At 45.3% G+C, this 24,013-nt stretch carries 21 protein-coding genes and 1 other annotated feature; of the genes, 16 read left to right on the top strand and 5 right to left on the bottom strand.

Going from position 1 to position 24,013, the window contains the following annotated elements:
- Positions 1–268 precede the first annotated feature (268 nt).
- Entirely contained in the window at positions 269–2,632 is a 2,364-nt protein-coding gene (locus BIW15_RS19520; RefSeq protein WP_077281487.1) for a DNA polymerase II, read from the top strand.
- On the opposite strand, the gene BIW15_RS19525 is transcribed toward BIW15_RS19520, so the two are convergent.
- Positions 2,629–3,396 carry a nucleotidyltransferase domain-containing protein gene (locus BIW15_RS19525; protein ID WP_021454126.1) on the bottom strand — a complete coding sequence of 256 codons (768 nt, stop codon included), beginning with the start codon at positions 3,394–3,396 and terminating at the stop codon, positions 2,629–2,631. The genes BIW15_RS19520 and BIW15_RS19525 overlap by 4 nt on opposite strands.
- Positions 3,397–3,582: 186 nt before the next feature.
- On the opposite strand from BIW15_RS19525, the gene yeiP reads away from it, so the two are divergent.
- Both yeiP and BIW15_RS19535 read left to right on the top strand, forming a co-directional pair.
- Complete coding sequence (yeiP, locus tag BIW15_RS19530) at positions 3,583–4,149, top strand: elongation factor P-like protein YeiP (RefSeq protein WP_017448416.1); 567 nt, start codon at positions 3,583–3,585, stop codon at positions 4,147–4,149.
- 2 nt (positions 4,150–4,151) lie between these two features.
- Entirely contained in the window at positions 4,152–4,472 is a 321-nt protein-coding gene (locus BIW15_RS19535) for an HI1450 family dsDNA-mimic protein (protein ID WP_005465080.1), read from the top strand.
- Between the two features lie 150 nt (positions 4,473–4,622).
- Here BIW15_RS19535 and rluB read toward each other — a convergent pair whose 3' ends face one another.
- Entirely contained in the window at positions 4,623–5,561 is a 939-nt protein-coding gene (gene rluB / locus BIW15_RS19540) for a 23S rRNA pseudouridine(2605) synthase RluB (protein WP_005465081.1), read from the bottom strand.
- Between the two features lie 344 nt (positions 5,562–5,905).
- Here rluB and BIW15_RS19545 point away from each other — a divergent pair, with 344 nt between their 5' ends.
- Positions 5,906–6,616 carry a calcium-binding protein gene (locus BIW15_RS19545; RefSeq protein WP_062906942.1) on the top strand — a complete coding sequence of 237 codons (711 nt, stop codon included), beginning with the start codon at positions 5,906–5,908 and terminating at the stop codon, positions 6,614–6,616.
- Between the two features lie 89 nt (positions 6,617–6,705).
- Here the strand turns inward: BIW15_RS19545 and BIW15_RS19550 are convergent, their stop codons facing one another.
- Complete coding sequence (locus BIW15_RS19550; protein ID WP_017448415.1) at positions 6,706–7,326, bottom strand: L-threonylcarbamoyladenylate synthase; 621 nt, start codon at positions 7,324–7,326, stop codon at positions 6,706–6,708.
- A 109-nt stretch (positions 7,327–7,435) separates the two neighbouring features.
- A complete protein-coding gene (locus BIW15_RS19555) occupies positions 7,436–8,293 on the bottom strand; it encodes a PHP domain-containing protein (protein WP_005465084.1) in 858 nt (285 codons plus the stop codon).
- A gap of 95 nt (positions 8,294–8,388) precedes the next feature.
- Here BIW15_RS19555 and BIW15_RS19560 point away from each other — a divergent pair, with 95 nt between their 5' ends.
- The 8 genes from BIW15_RS19560 (at position 8,389) to BIW15_RS19595 (ending at position 16,237) form a co-directional block, all read left to right on the top strand.
- On the top strand, positions 8,389–8,514 hold the full coding sequence (locus tag BIW15_RS19560; protein WP_005465085.1) for a trp operon leader peptide: 126 nt from the start codon (positions 8,389–8,391) through the stop codon (positions 8,512–8,514).
- Positions 8,461–8,564: a sequence feature (Trp leader region), on the top strand. Its footprint overlaps the gene before it by 54 nt.
- Positions 8,565–8,689: 125 nt before the next feature.
- A complete protein-coding gene (locus tag BIW15_RS19565) occupies positions 8,690–10,267 on the top strand; it encodes an anthranilate synthase component 1 (protein WP_069514916.1) in 1,578 nt (525 codons plus the stop codon).
- Positions 10,268–10,272: 5 nt separating this feature from the next.
- On the top strand, positions 10,273–10,863 hold the full coding sequence (locus tag BIW15_RS19570) for an aminodeoxychorismate/anthranilate synthase component II (protein ID WP_005465090.1): 591 nt from the start codon (positions 10,273–10,275) through the stop codon (positions 10,861–10,863).
- A gap of 19 nt (positions 10,864–10,882) precedes the next feature.
- Entirely contained in the window at positions 10,883–11,881 is a 999-nt protein-coding gene (gene trpD, locus BIW15_RS19575; RefSeq protein ID WP_069514917.1) for an anthranilate phosphoribosyltransferase, read from the top strand.
- Between the two features lie 13 nt (positions 11,882–11,894).
- Positions 11,895–13,334, top strand: coding sequence for a bifunctional indole-3-glycerol-phosphate synthase TrpC/phosphoribosylanthranilate isomerase TrpF (gene trpCF / locus BIW15_RS19580; protein WP_025535464.1), 1,440 nt, complete (start codon positions 11,895–11,897; stop codon positions 13,332–13,334).
- 40 nt (positions 13,335–13,374) lie between these two features.
- On the top strand, positions 13,375–14,565 hold the full coding sequence (trpB, locus tag BIW15_RS19585) for a tryptophan synthase subunit beta (protein WP_005465096.1): 1,191 nt from the start codon (positions 13,375–13,377) through the stop codon (positions 14,563–14,565).
- Positions 14,565–15,371, top strand: a complete 807-nt coding sequence (trpA, locus tag BIW15_RS19590; RefSeq protein WP_077281488.1) for a tryptophan synthase subunit alpha — start codon at positions 14,565–14,567, stop codon at positions 15,369–15,371. Before trpB ends, trpA begins: the two co-directional genes overlap by 1 nt.
- A 173-nt stretch (positions 15,372–15,544) precedes the next feature.
- The gene (locus tag BIW15_RS19595) at positions 15,545–16,237 is read left to right on the top strand and encodes a Crp/Fnr family transcriptional regulator (RefSeq protein WP_005494705.1); all 693 of its coding nucleotides are present in this window, start codon (positions 15,545–15,547) and stop codon (positions 16,235–16,237) included.
- A gap of 111 nt (positions 16,238–16,348) precedes the next feature.
- Here the strand turns inward: BIW15_RS19595 and BIW15_RS19600 are convergent, their stop codons facing one another.
- Complete coding sequence (locus tag BIW15_RS19600) at positions 16,349–17,896, bottom strand: long-chain fatty acid--CoA ligase (RefSeq protein ID WP_077281489.1); 1,548 nt, start codon at positions 17,894–17,896, stop codon at positions 16,349–16,351.
- Positions 17,897–18,437: 541 nt separating this feature from the next.
- Between BIW15_RS19600 and BIW15_RS19605 the strand changes: the two genes are divergently transcribed.
- From BIW15_RS19605 to BIW15_RS19620, 4 genes are all read left to right on the top strand, one after another.
- Entirely contained in the window at positions 18,438–19,697 is a 1,260-nt protein-coding gene (locus BIW15_RS19605; protein WP_005481619.1) for a dicarboxylate/amino acid:cation symporter, read from the top strand.
- Positions 19,698–19,853: 156 nt separating this feature from the next.
- Positions 19,854–21,035 (top strand): acyl-homoserine-lactone synthase OpaM, encoded by a 1,182-nt coding sequence (gene opaM / locus BIW15_RS19610; protein ID WP_077281490.1) that lies wholly within the window; start codon positions 19,854–19,856, stop codon positions 21,033–21,035.
- Positions 21,028–23,580, top strand: a complete 2,553-nt coding sequence (locus tag BIW15_RS19615) for a hybrid sensor histidine kinase/response regulator (RefSeq protein ID WP_077281491.1) — start codon at positions 21,028–21,030, stop codon at positions 23,578–23,580. Before opaM ends, BIW15_RS19615 begins: the two co-directional genes overlap by 8 nt.
- 95 nt (positions 23,581–23,675) lie before the next feature.
- Positions 23,676–23,918, top strand: a complete 243-nt coding sequence (locus BIW15_RS19620; protein WP_179115314.1) for a hypothetical protein — start codon at positions 23,676–23,678, stop codon at positions 23,916–23,918.
- Positions 23,919–24,013 lie beyond the last annotated feature (95 nt).

Below are 24,013 nucleotides of genomic sequence, written 5' to 3' on the forward strand. Positions count from 1 at the left end.
AATCAAGTATCTATATCCATATAACCTCGATATATGAGAATCACTTAACTTGCAAACGAGAAAACAACTGGCAGATCTGGTGGTTTAATATACAGAAATCGTTAACTAGAAATCCTTTTTTAAGCCATTTGTAATTGCTAAAAACCTCCGATTAAACAAGCCAGAAGTAACTATGCAGAAGTATCTAATTCCATTTTCTATTACTGGTTATTTTTACAGTCCATAATGTTAGAATGGCGACTTGAAAAATTTATAAGGTTTCTCTCTTTTGAACATCCAACAAGGTTTCCTACTTACTCGCCAAGCACGAGACATCAAAGGCCAAACTCAGATAGAGTTGTGGCTCGCGACAGAAGCAGGTCCGACTCAACTATTGATCAATGGTGAGAAACCCGTGTTCTTCATCGCTCAAGAGTACATTGAGCAAACCCAAAACCTGGCGCTATCGAAAAGTATTCAAGTTGAAATTCGAACTCTTGAACTGAAAACGTTCGAGCATACCCCTCTCGCAGCTTGCTATACGAAAGTAACCAAAGAAGCACTCGTATTACAAGATCTGCTCTCACAGCAAGATATCGTGACTTACGAAGGCGATATACGACTCGCTGACCGCTATCTAATGGAGCGCTTTATTAAAGGGAGTGTGGAGTTTACAGGTCATCAGCAATCGCGAAATGGCTTTCATCGTATCCAGAATGCAAAGTGTCGAAGTGGAGACTATGAGCCTAAGTTGCATGTCGTTTCGCTAGACTTGGAGTGCTCAGAAAAAGGCATTATTTACTCCATCGGCTTGGATAGCCCTCATGACTCTCGAGTCATTATGATTGGAGAACCAGAACCAGCTGAAACAAATGTTCAATGGGTTCAAAATGAAAAAGCACTACTCGAAGCATTGATTGCTTGGTTTAAGTCGTTCGATCCTGATGTTATTGTTGGTTGGAACGTTATCGACTTCGATTTTCGTCTCCTTCATAAACGTGCGGAATGGCACAACATGAAGTTGATGTTGGGTCGCGCCGATCAGCCAAGCTTCTTTCGTAGCTCATCCCAAAGCCAACAGGGGTTTATCTCAATCCCTGGACGTGTAGTACTCGATGGCATCGATACACTAAAAACCGCGACTTATCACTTTCGGTCTTGGTCATTAGAATCGGTTTCACAAGAATTACTCGGTGAAGGCAAAGAGATCCATAACGTGCATGACCGTATGGACGAAATCAATCGCATGTATCGCTCCGATAAGCCTTCACTTGCCAAATACAACCTGCAAGACTGCGTGCTGGTAAACAAAATCTTCGAACACACTCATCTCCTCGCGTTTGCTATTGAACGGTCGAGGTTGACGGGGGTTGAGTTGGATCGCGTCGGAGGCTCAGTCGCGGCGTTCACCAATCTTTATTTGCCACAAATTCATCGAGCAGGTTACGTCGCACCCAATTTGCACCCTGAAAACTGGATTGCGAGTCCCGGCGGTTACGTAATGGACTCAATCCCTAACCTTTATGACTCAGTTTTAGTGCTGGATTTTAAGAGTCTATATCCCTCTATTATTCGCTCTTTCTTGATCGACCCAATGGGTTTGGTCGAAGGTTTATTACTGGACATTGGTAAGGATGACGATCAAGCCGTGCCGGGCTTTCGTGGTGGTCAGTTTCATCGTTCGAAACACTTTCTGCCAGAGATGATCGAAAAGCTTTGGGCGGCACGAGATGTTGCGAAGAAAAACAACGAGAAAGCCTTTTCTCAAGCAATCAAAATCATCATGAACTCGTTTTATGGCGTATTGGGCTCATCGGGATGTCGTTTCTTTGATACTCGATTAGCTTCCAGCATCACCATGCGTGGGCATGAAATCATGAAGCAAACTAAAGTGCTGATTGAAAACAAAGGCTATCAAGTGATTTATGGAGATACAGACTCAACATTTGTCTCTTTGAATGGTTCATACAGCCAAGCGGAAGCGGATGAAGTCGGTAATCACTTGGTTGAATACATAAACTCTTGGTGGCAAGAGCATCTTCGCGCTGAGTACAACCTCACTTCAATGCTTGAAATTGAATATGAAACTCACTACCGCAAGTTTCTGATGCCAACTATTCGTGGCGCGGAAACGGGCTCGAAAAAACGTTATGCGGGTTTAATTGGTGAAGGAGAGCAAGAGCGCATTGTATTCAAAGGGCTAGAAAGTGCGCGTACCGACTGGACGCCATTAGCGCAAAAATTCCAAAACACGCTCTATCGAATGGTATTTCACGGCGAAGACCCGAGTGACTATGTGCGTGAAGTAGTAGAAAAAACCAATAATGGGGAGTTTGATGACCAATTGGTTTATCAAAAGCGACTACGCCGAAAGCTGCATGAGTACCAAAAAAACATTCCACCTCAAGTGCGTGCAGCACGTTTAGCCGACGACATTAATGCCAAGCTTGGTCGACCTTTACAGTATCAAAATCGTGGGCGCATAGAGTATTTGATTACCCTAAATGGCCCTGAGCCTCATGAATACCGTAACAGTCCTATCGACTACCAGCACTACATCGACAAGCAGCTAAAGCCTGTTGCAGATGCGATTCTGCCATTTATCGGCACAGACTTTGAAACCCTCTCAGCACCACAGATGGGACTGTTCTAACCAATACGAAACTCAGTCTTTTGGTACTGCTTCACGAGCCAGCCACCGAAAGCATCAATTAGGCCAATGACCGAACGCTTGGGAATTGGCCTTCCAGATAACAATATGCAGAGGCGGTCAATCTCCAGTTTTTTCTCGGGATGATATTGCAAAAACACTTCACCACATTCTATTGGATCATCAAACCAGCGCTTATCGCGATACATCACCAAAGAGTAAGAAGCTCTTAATAACTTTTTAGCGATGACTACCTGCGCACGAACTTGCTCCTCAAGGCTTGTCGCCTGAACAATCTTAGCTCGATACACCGCTAGCCATTCTTCAACATCCATATTCCAGTGCTTAGCAATTTCCCAACTCGGCACATAATCACCAAAACAATCAGCCAAGTCATCGCCATGCACACAAACACAGCAGTGCTTGAGCATAAAGCCCCAAGTAAAAATGCTATCAAGATTGGCAACTTCGCTAACAAGTGCCGTTCTTATCGCCACACCCTTGACTTGCGGGTGATTTTGCTGAGCTCGCCACTTTATAGTATTGAGCAGCGTCGCTCGGTTGTTCTCAAACGTCGACTTTGTCACCACAACTAAATCCAGGTTGGACTTTCCTGCTATTGCCGTTTTTCGCGCAACACTTCCGTACACATAAACGCTGTGAAGATTTTGCCCTAGACCACCTGTTAGGCACATCAACACTTCTTTGATTAAAGGAGCAAACTCTGGTTGAAAAGGTTGTTTAGGATCGATAACTGGAAGAGACATGGATTAAAAAGCGCGCTCAAAGTTTGTCAGTAAGATTCGCTTATGATCCCCTAGCCCCTATTCGGAATCAAGCCTAATCAAACGTTTAATCTTGATTCAACAATCACGATGAATTTTGGTGCCACACAACAAACTTAGCGCTATAATCAGCGAGTTTTGCTTAATAAGTATGAATAGGAATATACAATGCCAAAGGCAAGTGAAATCAAAAAAGGCTTCGCAATCGAGTCTAATGGTAAAACTCTTCTAGTTAAAGACATCGAAGTAACGACTCCTGGCGGTCGTGGCGGCGCTAAAATCTACAAAATGCGTTGTACAGATCTAACAACTGGCGCACGCGTAGACGAGCGTTACAAGTCTGATGACGTTGTAGATACAGTTGAGATGAACAAACGAGCAGTTGTGTACTCATACGCTGACGGCGATGAGCATATCTTTATGGATAACGAAGACTACTCACAGTACACATTCAAACACAATGAAGTTGAAGACGACATGTTGTTCATCAACGAAGACACGCAAGGTATTCACATTATCCTTGTGGACGGTTCTGCTGTAGGTCTTGAACTGCCTTCTTCTGTTGAACTAGTCATCGAAGAAACTGACCCTTCAATCAAAGGCGCTTCAGCTTCTGCTCGTACTAAACCTGCGCGTTTTGCTTCAGGTCTAGTGGTTCAAGTTCCAGAATACATCGCAACTGGTGACCGTGTAGTTATCAACACTGCTGAACGTAAATACATGAGCCGAGCATAAGCATGTCTGATTTGATTTCTTACGACGACGTTATCGACGCAGCGTACGACATCTTCCTTGAAATGGCTCCAGACAATCTAGAGCCAGCTGATGTCATTCTGTTTACTGCTCAATTTGAAGATCGCGGTGCCGCAGAACTTGTTGAAACTGGTGAAGACTGGGTTGAACATGTGGGCTTTGAGGTCGACAAAGAAGTGTATGCCGAAGTTAGAATCGGCCTAGTAAACGAAGAAAATGACGTACTTGATGACGTATTCGCTCGTATGCTAATCAGCCGAGACCCAGAACATAAGTTCTGCCATATGCTTTGGAAGCGCGACTAACGCTCCTTCCCTTATGAATGAAAACACCAGCCTAGCGCTGGTGTTTTTTTATCTTCAAACATCACCGAATATAGAAAACTGGCCTTTTTGCGTATAAGAAAAAGGCCTGCCAATTGGCAAGCCTTTCTGATTTTCGTTTTTCGCTCTCGATTAACGATGCTTGTTGCGTGCACCTTGTTCGCCAGCATTTTTCTTTGGCTTACGACGAGCAGGATTGTTGCTGCGACCTTTAGACGTGCTTACACGTTCTTCATGGCGCTTAACCGCGCGGCGGATTTTTTGGCTGCGAGCACGTTCACGCTTACGTGACGTATTATCCTTGCTCAAATCTAGCATGGTTTCTTTCTCTGGGCGAAGTTCTACAAGCTCACGCAGGTAGTTTACTTCTTTCAGATCCAGTTCCATCCAACCGCCACGAGGCAGTTTTTTGTCTAGGAAGATATCACCGTAACGAACACGTTTCAGACGGCTAACGGTACACTCTTGAGATTCCCATAGACGACGAACTTCGCGGTTACGACCTTCGTTGATCACTACGTAGAAAGTGTGGTTCATACCTTCACCACCTGCGTAGACAACGTCTTCAAAGCGAGCTAAACCGTCTTCCAGTTCAACCCCTTTTACTAGATTACGAACTTTTTGTTCGGTTACTTCACCAAACACACGCACTAGGTATTCACGCTCAACTTGGCGACTTGGGTGCATTAGACGGTTTGCTAATTCACCATCAGTAGTGAAAAGTAGCAGACCAGACGTGTTTGCATCCAAACGACCAACAGAGATCCAACGAGAGCCACGAATTTTTGGCAGACGGTCGAAAACCGTGCGACGGCCTTCTGGGTCATGACGAGTACACAGCTCACCCTCAGGCTTGTAGTACGCAAGTACACGACAGATCACTTCTTCTTGAACCTTTGCAGATACAATGTGACCATCGATACGAACTACGCTGCTCTCATCTTCCAGTCTTTCACCAAGTTTAGCGACCACACCGTTCACGCTTACGCGTCCGGATTTAATTAACGATTCGATCTCACGACGAGAACCGTGTCCAGCACGTGCTAATACTTTTTGTAACTTTTCGCTCATTTATCTACCTATGTGTCGTCTTCACAGACGTCGAGACCAGAATTGGCCTTCATTGTGCAAGTTACCCATGTAGATGGGATTTTTTCGGTCGGTCATTATACGCGATTCTTGCATTTAATGTAAGTGAAATCCTGCCAATTCTCCGCCCACAATTTACCGTTCAAGACAAACTCTCGGCCCAACTTTTGTCCTACTAAGTATGAGATATTCCCATGCAGAATCGAACTATTATGGGTCGTTCCTATCCTCTTTCAAACGGTCTCAGCTGATAAAATTGTCAGGGTTATAACAACAATAACCCATTTAGCTTGCTGGCTATGGTAATCAGATAAAAGGAATAAAAAATGTCTAAGACAAATCTTGACCTAAATTGGATTTTTGGCACATCCGGAGATGACGATTTAACAGGAACAAAAGGATCTGAAACCACCGACATCTTTTTCGGATTTGGCGGTAACGATAAGTTTGTAGGCTACGGCGGCAATGATTATATTTTTGGCGGCTGGGGAGACGACACACTGCTAGGCGGTCGTGGCAACGATTTTATTTCTGGCGGTTTTGGGAATGACTTCATCTCAGGTGGTCTAGGTAATGATTCATTGTTCGGTGGATGCGGTGATGATGTTATTTTCGACTATTCAGGCAACAACTTCCTCAGTGGGGGCTGGGGTAACGATACGCTTGTGGTCGGCGATGGCGAGTCAGTGTTGAGCGGGGGCTGTGGTGACGACACATTTGTCTTTACCAACCGTCTGGCGATTGGCGTTCCTGATCAACCGGTATCCTCCAATGACATTGAGATAGAAGCCGATGTTCTCGACTTTAATATCTTCCACGACAAACTGGTCTTTGATTTGGGTAAAGATACAGATGGTGATGGCATTCGCGATACTTTCTTAGATTCGGCGGATGATCTGACCCTTAGTTACAACGAATGTGGTTGGGCAGTATTCTCTAGCGAAGAATACAACGTAGAAGTGACGCTAAATGGCGTTAATTCAGCTTACATAAACTATGCTGAAAACCACGGTATCGACATTTTCGAATTCGCATAGGCTAACTTTACTCGGCGTAAACACTGCTCAAGTATAAATAATGAAAAAGGAGGCTGATAGCCTCCTTTTGTTTATGTTGATATTTCAACTTATTCGAATGGTGATGGATCACCAGAACCAATTCGAACCACTTCTGGATCACCTTCGCTGAAGTCAATCACTGTAGTAGGTTGCTCACCTAAGTAACCACCATTCAGGATCACATCAACTGCATGTTCAAGTTTGTCGCGGATATCTTCCGGATCAGACTCTGTCACATCGCTACCAGGCAGAATCAATGACGTTGACATCAATGGCTCACCCAGTGCTTCGAGAAGATCCAATGCGATTTGGTTATTTGGCACACGAATACCGATAGTCTTACGTTTCGCATTCATCAAGCGACGAGGAACTTCCTTCGTACCTTTGAAGATGAACGTGTAAGGACCAGGAGTGTTGTTTTTCAGTAGTCGGAATGCTCCGTTGTCCACGCGCGCATACAGAGAAATTTCTGACAAATCGCGACACAACAACGTGAAGTTGTGCTTATCATCTAAGCGACGAATCTGACAAATGCGCTCTAGCGCTTGTTTGTTCTCCAATTGGCAACCAAGTGCATACCCTGAATCTGTCGGGTAAACCACGACACCGCCATTACGAATGATTGCTACTGCTTGATTGATCAAGCGAGCCTGTGGGTTTTCTGGATGAACGTAAAAAAACTGGCTCATTGTAATTCCTCATTATCGAGCCTCTCGGCTCTATATTTTTGTGGAGCTTGAATGCCGTCTTGTTGAGCACTATACCCAAGTCATTCTCGCTGAAACTAACGTCTTGACGTTACTTGGATACATCCAACGAAGGATCGATGCCCCAATCTTTCCAAACGGGTTCAACACCTGCAGGTAACCACAGGTTTCTGCCTAATTCCATCCAAGGAGATGGATAGTGAAAATCGCTGCCTTGAGAGGCTAATAGTTTGTATTGTATAGCATAATCAGCCAAGTTGCGTCTTTCTTGTTGTGCTTGTTGCGGTTGAGCAACTTCCATTGCATCTCCGTTAGCCTCAACAAACGCAGCTAGAAGACGCTTAATCCACTTTGCTGTCAACTGATATCTGCCCGGATGCGCCAATACCGCTTTACCACCAGCGGCATGGATAGCATCGACAGCCTCTTTCATTGAACACCAATTTGGCGGTACATAACCTGGGTTATTGCGAGTGAGATACTTTTTGAACACCATTTGCATGGTTTTCGCATAACCATTATCAACTAACCACTTAGCAAAGTGAGCTCGGGTAATCGGCGCGTCACCAGCCAGTTGCTGAACTTCTTCTAACACCCCTTCACGAGTGGCCTTTTGCAGACGAGAAGCGATCAGCTCAGAACGAGCCACACGATGTTGCTTTTGTTGCTCAATCAATGCCGCTAATGCAGGATTTTCAGGATCAATATTCAAACCAACGATATGGATATCTTTATTCTGCCAAACGGTTGATATTTCAATACCGTTAATGATTTTTATCGGCAAGTCGTTCTCTTCAACGTATTGTTTGGCACGCGCTAAACCGTCAACCGTGTCGTGATCTGTAATCGCCAAAACCTCGATATCAAAACCCAGTGCCCTATCCACTAAATCTTTCGGTTCTAATCGACCATCGGACGCCGTGGTGTGACTATGTAAATCAATTCTCATATTTTTGTCGTTTTAATGCTGTTTTGGGGTTGACTTTTTACTCTCGCACTAGTTAACTAGTACGCAAATACAAAGCGCGTAATTTAAGGCTCACTATGTTACAAGAATTTAACCAGAACCAAAAAGCGAAAGTTGCTGTTTGTCTTAATAAGACAAACTCAGCAGATCTTGCTTGGTGGCGCACTTGGACAAGTTCTTGGTGGGCTAACGTGTACTTCTAGTTTAGAAAAACAAACGTCATAAAGCCCGCTACTCAAGCGGGCTTTTTATTTTGTCGCCCAACTCACATTCAACTGCCTAAACATTAATCGGATATGACCAACTCTTGATTGGGAGAACGTTTGCTTTATGCGACTATGTACTGCAGGACGATTAAAACAGCTACAAGGAGGTCTTGTGAACAAGGCCATTGAAATTAAGAAACTTGGACAACTGGAAGTATTAAAAGCTTCTGTTCCTTACACTCAAGACCCAACCCGTCTGTTCCATACTATTTGTGAGAACAAAACGGATAGCTTGCTTTTAGAATCGGCTGAAATTGATTCTAAACAGAATCTCAAATCGCTGTTAATCGTCGATTCTGCGGTTCGCATCGTTTGTTATGGACATACCGTCAGCTTTCATGCTCTAACGGAGAACGGCAAAAACCTACTGACGCATTTGAATCAAAACGTACGTGGCGAAGTCGCAAGCCAATTTGACGGCGAAACACTGACTTTAGGATTCATCCAACCATGCGATACGATTGATGAAGATTCTCGTCTACGAGAAGCCTCTTCTTTTGATGCGCTTCGTTTGGTACAGCACAGTTTTGATCTTTCTTCGCAAGACAAACATGCCATTTTCCTTGGTGGGCTATTTGCGTATGACTTGGTGGCGAACTTCGAACCATTAGGAAACGCGGTAGCAACAAACCAGTGTCCGGATTACGTCTTCTATGTTGCGGAAACATTGCTGGTTGTAGATCACCAAACAGAATCCTGCCAACTGCAAGCAACATTGTTCGTTGACGGCTCGCAAAAAGCAGCGCTAGAAAGTCGAATCGAAGATATCCGAGCTCAATGCACATCGCCAAAGCGTCTTCCAGACGCAACGCAAGTGGCCAATATCACAGCTCAACCAAGCGTTTCGGATCCAGACTTCTGTCAAATCGTCCGTGATCTAAAAGAATTCGTGGTAAAAGGCGATATTTTCCAAGTGGTTCCTTCTCGTCGATTCACATTGCCTTGCCCTTCTCCGTTGGCAGCTTACAAAGAGCTAAAGCAAAGCAACCCAAGCCCTTACATGTTCTACATGCAAGACGAGCTGTTCACTTTGTTTGGTGCGTCTCCAGAAAGTGCGTTGAAGTATGAAACCGACACCAACCAAATAGAGATCTACCCAATTGCAGGGACTCGCCGTCGCGGTAAACGTCCAAATGGCGAAATCGATTTTGATTTAGATAGCCGTATTGAACTTGAACTGCGTAGCGACAAAAAAGAGAACGCTGAACATATGATGTTGGTAGACCTAGCTCGTAATGATGTAGCGCGCATCTCGCAAGCTGGTACTCGTCATGTTGCCGATCTCCTTAAAGTCGACCGCTATAGCCATGTTATGCACTTGGTGTCCCGCGTGGTTGGCCAGTTGCGCGATGACCTTGATGCTTTGCACGCTTACCAAGCTTGTATGAACATGGGCACGTTAACTGGAGCGCCAAAAATTCGTGCAATGCAACTGATTCGCGATGTCGAAGGTGCTCGTCGTGGCAGCTATGGCGGAGCGGTAGGCTACCTGACAGGAGAAGGCACGCTCGACACTTGTATCGTGATTCGCTCGGCTTACGTGGAAAACGGCATTGCTCAAGTACAAGCAGGTGCAGGCGTGGTATTCGATTCTGACCCTAAAGCGGAAGCCGATGAAACACGCGGAAAAGCTCAAGCGGTTATCTCTGCTATTCAAGCAGCGCATTCTCAACCTGCGAACAAGGAGTAGCAGACATGGCGAACATCGTATTCATCGATAACTTTGACTCGTTCACCTATAACCTTGTGGACCAATTCCGCTCATTAGGTCACTCAGTCAAAATTTATCGTAACCACATTCCGGCAGAAACCATCGAACAAGCAATAAACGAGCTCGAAAACCCCGTCGTTCTGCTATCACCGGGGCCAGGTGCGCCATCAGAAGCTGGTTCGATGCCAGAGCTGATTCAACGAATGAAAGGCAAAGTGCCAATGATTGGTATTTGTCTTGGTCACCAAGCGATTGTTGAAGCATACGGCGGTACTGTCGCTGGCGCTGGTGAAATCATCCACGGCAAAGTGTCGATGATGGAGCACCAAGACCACGCAATTTATCAAAATCTGCCATCGCCACTTGCAATTGCGCGTTACCATTCTTTAGTGGCGACAAAGGTACCAGACAGCCTGACCATCACTGCCGAAGTAGACAATTTGGTCATGTCTGTTGTGCACGAACAAGATAAAGTTTGCGGATTTCAGTTCCACCCAGAGTCAATAATGACGACTTACGGCGCAACCTTGTTGGGCAACGCTATTGAATGGGCGCTTGAGAAAAATAACGCATAAGGAAATGGGGAGAGAAACTATGGAAGCAATCATCAACAAACTGTACGAACAGCAATCACTGACTCAAGAAGAAAGCCAACAGCTGTTCGACACTATTATTCGCGGCGAGCTTGATCCAATTTTAATGGCATCGGCATTAACAGCATTAAAGATCAAAGGCGAAACGCCTGATGAAATTGCCGGTGCAGCAAAAGCCCTACTGGCGAATGCGAACCCGTTCCCTCGTCCTGATTACGACTTTGCAGACATCGTAGGGACAGGGGGCGATGGTCACAATACTATCAATATCTCGACGACGGCCGCCTTTGTTGCAGCAGCATGTGGCCTAAAGGTCGCGAAACACGGCAACCGCAGCGTATCAAGTAAATCCGGCTCTTCTGACTTACTGGACTCGTTTGGCATCAACCTAGCAATGAGTGCTGAAGACACCCGCAAAGCGGTTGACGACATTGGCGTTGCCTTCTTGTTCGCGCCTCAATATCACGGAGGCGTTCGCCACGCGATGCCTGTGCGCCAAACCATGAAAACGCGCACCATTTTCAACATTCTTGGCCCGTTGATTAACCCTGCACGTCCAAACATCGAATTAATGGGCGTCTACAGTGAAGAACTGGTTCGTCCTATCGCAGAAACCATGCTACAAATGGGCTTGAAGCGCGCCGCTGTCGTACATGGTAGCGGATTGGATGAAGTGGCCATTCACGGTACAACAACGGTTGCCGAAATCAAAGATGGCAAGATCACCGAATACACGCTGACGCCAGAAGATTTTGGTCTAGAGTCTCACCCGTTAGAAGCCATTAAAGGCGGTGACCCGGAAGAAAACAAAGCGATCATCACCAACATTCTGACGGGTAAAGGTACAGACGCACAATTAGGCGCAGTCGCGGTTAACGTCGCACTTCTAATGCGTTTATTCGGCCACGAAGATTTAAAAGCCAACACGCAGCAAGCGATCGAGGCTATGAACTCAGGCAAAGCTTTCCAATTGGTACAGCAACTTGCCGCACACGCTTAAGGAGCAGATGAAGATGACTGACTTCAACACCCAGCAAGCAAACAACTTATCAGAGCACGTCTCAAAAAAAGAAGCAGAAATGGCGGAAGTGCTTGCCAAAATTGTTCGCGATAAATACCAATGGGTAGCAGAGCGAAAAGCATCACAGCATCTGAGCACTTTTCAGTCGGATCTATTGCCGTCAGATCGCAGTTTTTATGATGCATTGAGTGGCGATAAAACCGTATTCATTACAGAATGCAAAAAGGCATCGCCATCAAAAGGCCTTATCCGCAACGACTTCGATTTGGACTACATCGCGTCGGTTTACAACAACTACGCAGACGCGATCTCGGTTCTGACCGATGAAAAATACTTCCAGGGTAGCTTCGATTTTCTACCTCAAGTTCGCCGACAAGTGAAACAACCAGTGTTGTGTAAGGACTTCATGGTCGATACCTACCAAGTTTACCTTGCTCGTCATTATGGCGCGGATGCGGTATTGCTCATGCTTTCGGTACTGAATGACGAAGAGTACAAAGCGTTAGAAGAAGCTGCGCACAGCCTAAATATGGGCATTTTAACGGAAGTCAGCAACGAAGAAGAGCTTCACCGCGCAGTTCAGCTTGGCGCTAAAGTTATCGGTATAAACAACCGCAACTTGCGCGACTTAACAACGGATTTAAACCGAACTAAAGCGCTTGCGCCAACCATTCGTAAGCTTGCACCAAACGCAACGGTTATTTCAGAGTCTGGCATTTACACTCATCAACAAGTTCGTGACTTAGCAGAATATGCAGACGGCTTTTTGATTGGCAGCTCGCTGATGGCGGAAGACAACTTAGAACTTGCGGTTCGTAAAGTAACGCTAGGTGAAAATAAGGTTTGCGGTCTGACTCACCCAGATGATGCGGCAAAAGCGTATCAAGCAGGCGCAGTATTTGGTGGTCTGATTTTCGTTGAGAAATCAAAACGAGCGGTCGATTTTGAAAGTGCTCGCCTAACCATGAGCGGCGCGCCACTTAATTATGTTGGCGTGTTCCAAAATCACGACGTTGATTATGTCGCCTCAATCGTAACGTCGTTGGGTTTAAAAGCCGTGCAGTTACATGGGCTAGAAGATCAAGAGTACGTCAACCAGCTCAAAACAGAACTACCCGTTGGCGTCGAGATTTGGAAAGCCTACGGCGTGGCGGATACAAAGCCATCCTTGCTCGCAGACAACATTGACCGTCACCTACTGGATGCTCAAGTTGGTACTCAAACTGGCGGCACAGGCCACGTGTTCGACTGGTCTTTGATCGGCGATCCTAGTCAAATCATGCTGGCAGGTGGACTGTCGCCTGAAAATGCACAGCAAGCAGCAAAATTAGGCTGCTTGGGATTAGATTTAAACTCTGGAGTAGAAAGCGCACCGGGGAAAAAAGATTCACAGAAGTTGCAAGCCGCATTTCACGCTATTCGCAACTACTAAAGTTATTCGCAGTTATAAAAATACGAGAAGGATTATCAAAATGGCAAAACTGAATGCCTACTTTGGCGAATATGGCGGTCAATACGTTCCGCAAATTCTAGTTCCAGCACTTGAGCAACTAGAGCAAGCGTTTATTGACGCGCAAGAAGATCCAGAATTCCGCAGCGAGTTCATGACGCTCCTTCAAGAGTACGCTGGTCGCCCAACGGCACTGACTCTGACTCGTAACCTAACCAAAGGCACAAAAACAAAATTGTACCTAAAACGTGAAGATCTGCTTCACGGCGGCGCACACAAAACCAACCAAGTACTTGGTCAGGCGCTACTTGCGAAGCGCATGGGTAAACACGAAATCATCGCAGAAACAGGCGCAGGTCAACACGGTGTAGCAACTGCACTTGCGTGTGCACTACTTGGCCTCAAGTGTCGAGTTTACATGGGTGCAAAAGACGTTGAACGTCAAAGCCCGAACGTGTTCCGCATGAAACTGATGGGTGCAGAAGTAATTCCTGTCCATTCAGGCTCAGCAACACTTAAAGATGCTTGTAATGAAGCGCTGCGTGATTGGTCAGGCAGCTACGAAGACGCACACTACCTTCTCGGTACAGCAGCAGGCCCTCACCCATTCCCGACTATTGTGCGTGAGTTCCAACGCATGATTGGTGAAGAAACTAAAAACCAAATTCTGGCACGTGAAGGTCGCCTACCTGATGCTGTTATCGCCTGTGTGGGTGGCGGCTCAAACGCGATTGGTATGTTTGCAGATTTTATCGAAGAAGAAAGCGTTCGCCTGATTGGCGTGGAGCCAGCAGGGAAAGGCATCGATACGGATCAACACGGTGCGCCACTTAAGCATGGTAAAACAGGTATCTTCTTTGGTATGAAGGCACCATTAATGCAAGATGAGAATGGTCAGGTTGAAGAGTCTTACTCTGTTTCAGCCGGTCTAGATTTCCCTTCAGTTGGTCCACAGCACGCACATCTTAACGCTATCGGTCGCGCTGAATACGACAACGTAACGGATGATGAAGCATTAGAAGCATTCCAAGAACTAGCTCGCAGCGAAGGCATCATTCCTGCACTTGAATCCTCTCATGCTCTGGCACATGCACTGCGTATGGCTCGTGAGAATCCTGAAAAAGAGCAATTACTGGTTGTTAACCTATCTGGTCGAGGTGACAAAGATATCTTCACCGTACACGCCATCTTAGAAGAAAAAGGAGTAATCTAATGAGCAGTTATGAGAAGATGTTTGCACGCCTAAACGAGAAAAACCAAGGCGCATTTGTACCATTCGTGACGGTTTGTGATCCAAACGCCGAGCAATCGTACACGATCATGGAAACACTGGTTGAATCTGGCGCTGATGCGCTTGAACTTGGTATTCCGTTCTCAGACCCTTTGGCGGACGGCCCAACAATTCAAGGAGCCAACATTCGAGCGTTAGATTCGGGTGCAACTCCGGATATCTGTTTTGAGCAAATCGGAAAAATTCGAGCAAAGTACCCAGACCTGCCAATTGGTCTATTGATGTACGCCAACCTTGTATACTCACGCGGTATTGAAAGCTTCTACGAACGCTGTGCAAAAGCGGGCATCGACTCCGTTCTCATTGCAGACGTTCCGACTAACGAAAGCGCAGAGTTCGTAGCCGCGGCAGAGAAATTTGGAATCCACCCAATCTTTATCGCACCACCAACGGCAAGTGACGAGACGCTAAAACAAGTTTCTGAATTGGGCGGCGGCTACACTTACCTGCTTTCGCGCGCGGGTGTGACGGGTGCAGAAACCAAAGCTAACATGCCAGTTGACCACATGCTTGAAAAGCTAAACCAGTTTAATGCACCACCAGCGTTACTAGGTTTCGGCATTTCTGAACCAGCACAAGTAAAACAAGCCATTGAAGCGGGCGCTGCAGGTGCAATTTCGGGTTCAGCAGTCGTAAAAATCATCGAAGCACACGTAGAGCAACCGCAAATCATGCTCGATAAGCTTGGTGAATTTGTCTCAGCAATGAAAGCGGCAACTCAAAAGTAACCGACACCACAAGCTAAACACAGCAAACGCCCATTAATTCTCGTTAATGGGCGTTTTTTCTATCAACTTGATTGCAAACCTCGCAATGCTCTCACTTCCAACCGTCTTTTAAAGAAGCGAATCCATAAAGTGATAACATGCCATTGTTCAAACCTGTTTTGTAAGGTACTGACATGGAAGATATCAAATCGTTGTTGCTGCAATGCCCTGTTTTAGCCGGTTTGCCAGTGGAAGGAATAAACGAAGCAGTACAAATCGTTCGCGCACGACACTTCGACGAAAAAGCACTCATTTGCAGCAAAGGCGCGCAGCACTCTTCATTAATGGTGATCGCCAAAGGGTCTGTACGCGTTAACTCGATAAGTTCCAAAGGAAAAGAAGTCACCTTGATGATTTTCGAAGCCGGAGGATGGTTTGGTGACAATGTATTTTCACCCGGCATGCCACGCATTTTCGGAGCAACGGCTCATACCGACGTAACCCTATTAGAGCTACCTGGCGATAAATTTCGGCAATTGTTAGTCAAATATCCACAAAGCTACCCTGTGATTCTGGATTTGCTCAGCCGCAGATTATGGTCTGCGATTTCCGTTATCGAAGACGACGCCATTCGCGGCATAGAAGAGAGGATCGGCAGACGATTATTGCTTCTGGCAGAATATCAACATAACCGTCCTATAAGTGCCCAGTCTTGTGTAGTGAAAGTGACTCGTGAGCACATCGCCAACATGATGGGGCTAACACGACAAAGTGTTCATAAGGTACTAAAGAAATTGGAAAACTCGAACGTTCTTAGGCTGCAATACGGCAGTATTACCATATTGAATCCACTGAAAATGGAAGCGTATCTCAAACAATTGGAATAGTTGTAAATGCAAACACGCTTTGGTCTAACCGACGTACTCAGCCAAAACGACCACCAGCCAATGCCATGCAGATCAAACAAAAAGCCAGCGAGAACTTCGCTGGCTTTGACATCATACTGATGCGACTTCGAGTTCCGATTTTAGCTCTCTCTTTAAGATTTTACCCGTAGCACTCATCGGTAACTGTTCACGAATTTCGACAAACCTTGGGTATTTGAAATTGGCTAACTGCTCTCGTCCCCATAATTGCAGCTCATCGGCTTCAACAAATTGATTCGGTTTTAATACCACATAGGCTTTGATCTCTTCGCCATATTCTTGATGCGGAATACCTATCACAGCCACCATCGCTACCGCAGGGTGCGTCATGAATACTTCTTCAATCTCACGAGGATACACATTGAAGCCACCTCGAATGATCAGGTCTTTCATCCTGTCGACAATAAACAGATTACCCGACTCATCAAATCGCCCGACGTCGCCGGTATGGAACCAACCACTTTGCAACACCGATTCCGTCACTTCTGGGCGATCAAGATAACCTTTCATGACGTTGTGCCCGCGCACAATAATTTCGCCTTCCTCACCAACAGGGAGAGTATGACCGTCAAGATCAACGACTTTCACCTCAACACCTTGAATCGGTTGCCCGACAGAGCCCGGTACTCGCTCTTGATCAAGGTGATTAAAACACGCTATCGGACTGGTTTCGGACAAGCCGTAACCTTCTAGAATTGGTACATTGAATCGTGCTTCAAAGGTCTTAAATACTTCTGTCGGTAGCGACGAGCCTCCACTAACCGCTACTCGTAGCGACGAAATATCGCAATTATGTTCAACATGCAGCAAACCAATGTACATCGTGGGCACACCGGCAAAGAGCGTCACTCGATGCTTTTCGATCAGCTCCAACACATGTTTCGGTTCAAATCGAGGGACTAAAACCAAAGTTGCACCGCTTTGCACGCTAGCATTGAGATGCACGGTTTGACCGAATGTATGAAACAGTGGCAACGTTACTAGATGAACATCATCAGCCTGACTCGCCATGATGTTCTGAGCCACAAGCGCATTCATTACGATGTTTTGCTGCGTGAGCTCTGCTCCTTTGGGCAGTCCCGTTGTGCCTGATGTATATAAAATCACACAAGTGTCATCCGCATCGCGAGCAACGTAATCCGCCAAAGGTTCGATATCTTCTATAAAAGACGTCAGTGTCGGTAAACCTTGGTACTCTTTTTGCGTTTGATCTTGCGTCATTACGATCATCGTTTCACACGCACCCACCTCTTTAAACGCTTTCATGCCTTCTTTCGCCATTGGCAGTTCGGACGTTCCTTCAAAACAAAAGTAAAACTTCGCTTTCGAATCTTCTAGGTGGTATTTGATTTCTCTAGATTTGAGCAACACGTTCAGCGGAACGGTAACGGCACCCGCCTTCTGAACCGCAAAATAAACGAAAGGAAAGAAAGGCAAATTCGGGCACGATAACGCCACTCGGTCTCCCGGTTTGACGCCCGCTTTAATCATCGAAGTCGCGATCTTACCTGCAATCGCGTCAAATTCTGCGTATGTGAATTTTTTATCACCACATATCAAAGCCGTTTTATTCGGTTTACTTGCAGCATTTCTCTGCAAGGCAGCAGCAAGGTTCATCATAATGGCTTACCCTCTAAAACTTTGTCATTTTCATTGTTGTTCGTGAATTCCTTTAAGAGAGTCACGCATCATGGGCGACTAGGAGGCTTGGAAAAGCCACACCGCCTTTTGTTAACATTACATTTACAAGATTTAAAAACGCAAGAATGTAAAAAATTTAACATTCAGATACCCGCACGAACCAAAATGTGAGCGTGTTAGCTAATTATTGTTATAAATATCAAACCAAAAAACCAAAGCCCTTCCTCAACTCCGCCGTTGAACAAGCCATTAACATTAACCTAATTTCAACAAATGTGATTTATAACTCAAGAACACATCGAGATACAGAATTCATACATTAAGCAAATGGCAATCGTTTGCTATCGTGCAAAAAATTAGCACCCGTCAATGAAATATCGATTATTTCATCAATAAGCTTCTGCTGCATATTGCCAATTGTGAACGATACGTGTAAAAAGCAAGGCGAGATAATTATCCATAAAACAATTACAGGCTGGTGGGTAATTTTAGGATTTTACATTTTATTAGCACAGAGGTTATGGAAGTGTTAAAACAAAAGAGTTTGCTAAACAACATTGGCGTGCAAGTCGTCATTGCAATGATCGTGGGTACTGCCGTTGGTGCTCTAATGGGTCATGATGCGACTGTATTCGCGCCATTAGGTGCTATCTTTATCAACCTAATCAAGATGCTGGTAATCCCATTGGTTGCTGTTGCTTTGATTTCTGGTGCTGCTGGTCTTGGTAACAGCCAGTCTGCGGGTAAAGTTGGCTTGGTAACATTGGGTTACTTCGGTTTAACTTCGGCTCTAGCAGTTGCATTGGCTCTGTTTATGGGTGAAGTATTCCAACCGGGCATGGGCATCGACGTTTCTGGCGTAGAAGGCATGTTCTCGGCAGAGTACGCTTCAAAAGGTGAACTACCTACTTTCTGGGCAACCATTACTGGTATGATCCCAACCAACGTTTTCCAATCACTGAATGAAGCGAACATCCTACAGATCCTAGTATTCTGTATGTTCTTTGGTATTGCGATTTCTAAGCAAGCGAAAGAGCGTCGTGAACCAATCATCAATGGCGTGAACTGCATTGTTGATGCAATGGTTTGGATGATCAATAAAGTGATGATCATTGCACCTATTGGTGTATTTGGTCTGATGGCAGAAGCCGTAGGTACATTCGGTTTTGGCGCACTCATGGTTGTATTCAAACTGTTCGTTGTTTACGTTGCAGCAATCCTCGTGTTTGGCTTTATCGTATACCCTGCAATGGTGCATGTTTTCACTAAGACATCAGCGAAGAAATTCGTGTCTGCAATGAAAAAACCACAAGCAGTTGCACTATCAACAGCGTCGTCAATGGCGACACTGCCTGTCACTATGGATACGTGTGAAAAAGAACTTGGCGTGAAAAACTCAACTGCGTCATTCGTTCTACCTCTGGGCGCGACCATCAACATGTCTGGTAATGCGATTTACTACGGCTTGGTTGCTATCTTCTTTGCACAGCTGTTCAACATCGACCTAGGCATGGGCGCTTACATCGCGATCATCGTGACTTCAACACTAGGTGCGGTTGGTCAAGCTGGTGTTCCGGGTCCTTCTTTCCTAGTGGTAGCAGTACTACTAGCGGCGGGTATTCCAATTGAAGGTCTGCCTCTACTCTTCGCTCTTGACCGTATCTTCGACATGATTCGTACGGCTCTAAACATTACTGGTGATGCAGCATGTGCGGTCATTGTTGATGCTTTAGTAGAAGAAACTGCCGCTGAAGCGGAGTTACAAAAGCAAGAAGCTTAGTTTCCTAACAAATACTTAAAAGCCGCTGAAAAGAGCGGCTTTTTTTTTCGATTCTTTGCATTACGTAACCATACAAATAGAAACTAATAGCATAATTTTTCTGAAGTGATATAACGCCCGTACTAACTATAAAAAACGTCAGATCTAGGTTGTATCATGAGTCTTAAGCTGTCTTTGGTTTCGCTTTCCAATACAGATTTGCCTATTGAAACAAAACAACAGGCACTGATCGATATTGTTCTTCGCTTCCTCACACCACAAGAGAGAGCCTCTCTCTTTGAGTCCATCACTCATCAACGAGAAACGAACTTGCTGGCACGCTATCCTGAGTACCAGTCCAAAAGTCTTTCTGTCTTGTTTGAGTTAATGGATTATCGAGATTTGGTTCGACTGCATCCGAACAACCTACATGACGACGTCTATCTACTTGAATTAACCGTAGCAGAGTGCTTCCCTCATTGGTTATACTTTTGGTGCGCTTGCGAAATCGAAGCCATCAAACAGAAATACTCGCTTGAAAACCGCGAGCCAGCGACTGAACTCTCCTTCGAAGACGCCTCTTACTCAGCAATGCTCATTGATGATATTTCAGAGTCTTCAATGCGCGTTCAACTGCCCAGCTACCCAGTGGCAATGACCTTGAGTGACGCAGTTGCGCTGAGTAATTTGGAGCTCTTCGTTCAAGGAGAAAAGTGGTATGAGATTTTGCCCTTGTTGTCACTTTCTCAGAAAGGTAAGCACTTTATTCTGCTCCAAACTCAGACAACTTCGGTGTTGGTCGCATCAGCACTAATCCAAGACTGGAACCAACGTAACACTTGGCTAAGTTATGCGCCGCAGTTTAACAGTGAAAAATGGCGATTCTGTCTACCTCTGCACGGCTATCAAGAGCTTAATCGTCTTGATATCTTGGCAAGTGACCTCGTTACAGACTATGGTTCTTTAACAGTGTTTGATCAGGCATTCCAAACACACATAACTAAAACAGAGACGGTATGCGAAGTGCTACGTCTTACTGTGAGCGGCAGCGTTCAACACAAGCTCTACTTCTTATATCTTGCACAAAAAGAGCTGATGAATGTGCTGTTTCAGTCAGGCTACAAGGTTGGGTTCACCATTATAGAACAAGCGTTCATGTTAAATTTTTATCAATCTATTGATTCTAAAGCCTACTTTCATTCAGGATACTGCGACATTAACGGTGACGGTATTAATACGTACCGGGGCTTCTGGAATTTTGAATCGATGGTAGACACCTTTAAACGCACAGACTTTCGCGATTATAAACGCCGTATTCGAGTAATCAGACAAAATACGCAGGTGAATGAACATGCTTGATATAGGTCTTAGTGGCCTACTCTACCCGAAAGCCATCACACTGTTTGCGACAGTGGCCGTGGTTCTCGTGTGGCTGCTGTACTACTGCTATCGCCTTAAACAAAAGAACGAAGTGATCTTAGGTTCGTACCACGCGCCTTATATCGCCTATTCGACATGCATTATTATTTGGATTAGCAGTAACGCCTACTTCCATACCGATTTGCTACCTCTGCTTGGGTCAGAGGGCGGCATTTTCATGGCGAAATTAGCCAACTTAGCTTCCTTCTTCGCATTTGCTTTTGCTTTCTACTTTTCTTGCCAGCTCGCCGCCGAACAGAAAAAAGGCAAAGTAAAACTGTGGCAACAAGGCATTTTTGTTGCGCTGACGGTTTATTCTCTGGTCATCAATTTACGCCCGAACCTAACCGTTGAGAATGTGCTGATTGATGGCCCTAGTCAATTTGTGATTGAGTTTGGCCCTCACACTTCTTATTTCTTCATGGGATTGGTGACCTTTGTCGTTATGACACTCACCAACCTCATTAGCATGCGCGCAAACAGCAGTAAGCTCTCTATAGCGAAGAACAATTACATGATCGCAGGGATCTTAGTATTCATGCTGTCTACGGCTGTCATACACCTAGGCATGACCTACTTCCTTGGGGATTTCTCACTAACCTGGCTACCACCAGCGTTATCCATCAGTGAAATGCTGTTTGTTGGTTACGCGCTGCTTACATCGAGATTCTACAGCGCCAAATACCTTGCTTATCTGACGATCAGTGTGCTTTTTGTGTGCACCATTTTCGTCCTGCCATTAGGTGCGGTATTTATTCCAATGTCTGAAGACAATCAATGGCTCATCTCAATTCCGATTTGCGCCTTGATTGGCATCACCTGGCACTTGGTCTACAAACGCGTTAGCCGAATCGCATCGTTCTTTATCTACGGCAATCGACAAACACCAGTTCAGCAGATCTTAGCGTTAGAAGAAGAGTTTAAGCGCTCAATCGACGATGCCGTGCATCAGTTGAGCACATTACTCAACATACCCAATGACAAGCTTCAACTCGTAACCAGTAACTACACCGAAACCTTCTACGAAGATTATTTACACAGCAATGATTCGGTTTTGGTGCTCGACGAACTTTCTGAAAGGCTCGACGAAAAACCGTCTTCAAAAGGTTCAATCAAAGCTCTGTATGAACGCATGAGATCGAGTAACACGGCACTTGTTATGCCACTGTTTGGTCGTGAAAAGTCGGTTTCACATTTGCTGATTTCTTCACACAAAAGCGATAACAAACTGTTTTCGAACGAAGAGATTTCAGCACTACAAACATTGTTGATCCGCGTACAAAATACGATTGAGTCTGATAGGAAGATTCGTCAAAGCCGCGCGTTGGCCAACTCGATCGCCCATGAGATGCGCAACCCATTGGCGCAAGTTCAGCTTCAATTTGAAGCGCTGACACAGCACATTGATAGCAATGCATCCGATGACAAGATCAGAAGCGATATCGAAAAAGGCCAAGCAGCAATTCAGCGTGGACGCCAACTCATCGACATCATCTTGCGCGAAGTCAGCGATACTTCTGCTGTGCATGAGCCCCTTTCGCTCACCTCGATTCATAAAGCGGTGGATCTTGCGGTGAGTCGATACGGTTTTGAAAACGAACACATCATCGAAAGGGTGAAACTTCCGACTCAAAACGACTTTGTCGCCAAAATCAACGAGACGCTGTTCAACTTTGTCATTTTCAATTTGATTCGCAATGCGATTTACTATTTTGATTCCTATCCCGATAGTCAAATTGAAATCAGAACCCTCGTCGGCCCTTATGAAAACACGCTTGTTTTCCGCGATACAGGGCCTGGGATTGATGACAGCATCGTACACAAAATCTTTGATGACTTTTTCTCATTCCAGAAGAGCGGCGGTAGCGGACTTGGCTTGGGTTACTGTCAGCGTGTGATGCGTTCTTTTGGTGGTCGAATTGAGTGTAAATCGGTAACTAATGAGTTTACTGAGTTTTATCTGCATTTTCCGGTTGTGCCAAATGCACCGAAAGTAGAAACGCTTCGAACGCCAAACTTTTACAACTGGAATCAGAAAGTCAAAACCACACCAAGTCCAGAACCTGTCGTACAAATCAACAAAGATGCACCAACTGTGCTCATTGTCGATGATAAAGAGGTGCAACGTACTTTGGTTCAAATGTACCTAAACCGACTTGGCGTCAATAGTTTACAAGCCAATAACGGCGCAAATGCGGTGGAACTGTTTCAATCACATCAGGTCGATTTGGTGTTGATGGATGTTCAAATGCCAGTGATGAATGGGTTTGACGCCAGCGAAAAAATCAAGCAGTGCTCCCCAACTACGCCAATCATCGCCCTGTCTGGCGAGTCTGGAGAGAAAGAGCTCGAGATGATCGCTAAATTGATGGATGGTCGTCTGGAAAAGCCAACCACACTCAACGCATTGCGTGATGTGCTGGTGCGATGGCTTCATTTCGATAAAATCAGCGTAACGAACAGTTATCAAATTGCGAATGAATAGTTGGCATTAAAACTGCTTAACTGAAGTACAAACCGAATTATCCAGAGCGTTGAGCTTGCTGTTATGCAGTCAGAAAGCTTGATAAGGAGATGGCTATGTTACTTCACCGACACACATATTACGGCTTGATTCATCACGGAATAAAAGCACTATTGTTAGACAGAATCGGACGCTACACCGAGCAAGAGTATCACCAATATTTGAGCCTAATGACAGGCAAATCAACTTGCTTCACCATGACGCATGAAGAGCTAGAAGCCACCGTCGATAACTTGTTGAGAGAAGGCTATTTGGAAGACGTAAAGTCTCTGATTTCTCAATACCAACGCGTGGCGTAGGAAAGAACCGTTTAGCACTCGAGCCATGAGTCAAGCCTACAGAAGCTCACCAAGCTATCTGTACTAACGAGCAAGATTTCGCCTTTTTAGGTGCC

This window comes from Vibrio sp. SALL6 (assembly GCF_002002385.1).
Taxonomy (GTDB): Bacteria; Pseudomonadota; Gammaproteobacteria; order Enterobacterales; family Vibrionaceae; genus Vibrio; species Vibrio parahaemolyticus.

Excerpts from the sequence above, each read along its gene's own strand:
- BIW15_RS19555 (WP_005465084.1), bottom strand. The coding sequence starts at position 8,293 with ATGAGAATTGATTTACATAGTCACACCACGGCGTCCGATGGTCGATTA.
- trpD (WP_069514917.1), top strand. The coding sequence starts at position 10,883 with ATGGAAGCAATCATCAACAAACTGTACGAACAGCAATCACTGACTCAA.
- yeiP (WP_017448416.1), top strand. The coding sequence starts at position 3,583 with ATGCCAAAGGCAAGTGAAATCAAAAAAGGCTTCGCAATCGAGTCTAAT.
- BIW15_RS19605 (WP_005481619.1), top strand. The coding sequence starts at position 18,438 with ATGGAAGTGTTAAAACAAAAGAGTTTGCTAAACAACATTGGCGTGCAA.
- BIW15_RS19595 (WP_005494705.1), top strand. The coding sequence starts at position 15,545 with ATGGAAGATATCAAATCGTTGTTGCTGCAATGCCCTGTTTTAGCCGGT.
- BIW15_RS19600 (WP_077281489.1), bottom strand. The coding sequence starts at position 17,896 with ATGATGAACCTTGCTGCTGCCTTGCAGAGAAATGCTGCAAGTAAACCG.
- BIW15_RS19620 (WP_179115314.1), top strand. The coding sequence starts at position 23,676 with ATGTTACTTCACCGACACACATATTACGGCTTGATTCATCACGGAATA.
- BIW15_RS19615 (WP_077281491.1), top strand. The coding sequence starts at position 21,028 with ATGCTTGATATAGGTCTTAGTGGCCTACTCTACCCGAAAGCCATCACA.
- BIW15_RS19570 (WP_005465090.1), top strand. The coding sequence starts at position 10,273 with ATGGCGAACATCGTATTCATCGATAACTTTGACTCGTTCACCTATAAC.
- BIW15_RS19545 (WP_062906942.1), top strand. The coding sequence starts at position 5,906 with ATGTCTAAGACAAATCTTGACCTAAATTGGATTTTTGGCACATCCGGA.
- trpCF (WP_025535464.1), top strand. The coding sequence starts at position 11,895 with ATGACTGACTTCAACACCCAGCAAGCAAACAACTTATCAGAGCACGTC.
- trpA (WP_077281488.1), top strand. The coding sequence starts at position 14,565 with ATGAGCAGTTATGAGAAGATGTTTGCACGCCTAAACGAGAAAAACCAA.
- BIW15_RS19550 (WP_017448415.1), bottom strand. The coding sequence starts at position 7,326 with ATGAGCCAGTTTTTTTACGTTCATCCAGAAAACCCACAGGCTCGCTTG.
- BIW15_RS19560 (WP_005465085.1), top strand. The coding sequence starts at position 8,389 with ATGTTACAAGAATTTAACCAGAACCAAAAAGCGAAAGTTGCTGTTTGT.
- BIW15_RS19535 (WP_005465080.1), top strand. The coding sequence starts at position 4,152 with ATGTCTGATTTGATTTCTTACGACGACGTTATCGACGCAGCGTACGAC.
- BIW15_RS19525 (WP_021454126.1), bottom strand. The coding sequence starts at position 3,396 with ATGTCTCTTCCAGTTATCGATCCTAAACAACCTTTTCAACCAGAGTTT.
- rluB (WP_005465081.1), bottom strand. The coding sequence starts at position 5,561 with ATGAGCGAAAAGTTACAAAAAGTATTAGCACGTGCTGGACACGGTTCT.
- trpB (WP_005465096.1), top strand. The coding sequence starts at position 13,375 with ATGGCAAAACTGAATGCCTACTTTGGCGAATATGGCGGTCAATACGTT.
- opaM (WP_077281490.1), top strand. The coding sequence starts at position 19,854 with ATGAGTCTTAAGCTGTCTTTGGTTTCGCTTTCCAATACAGATTTGCCT.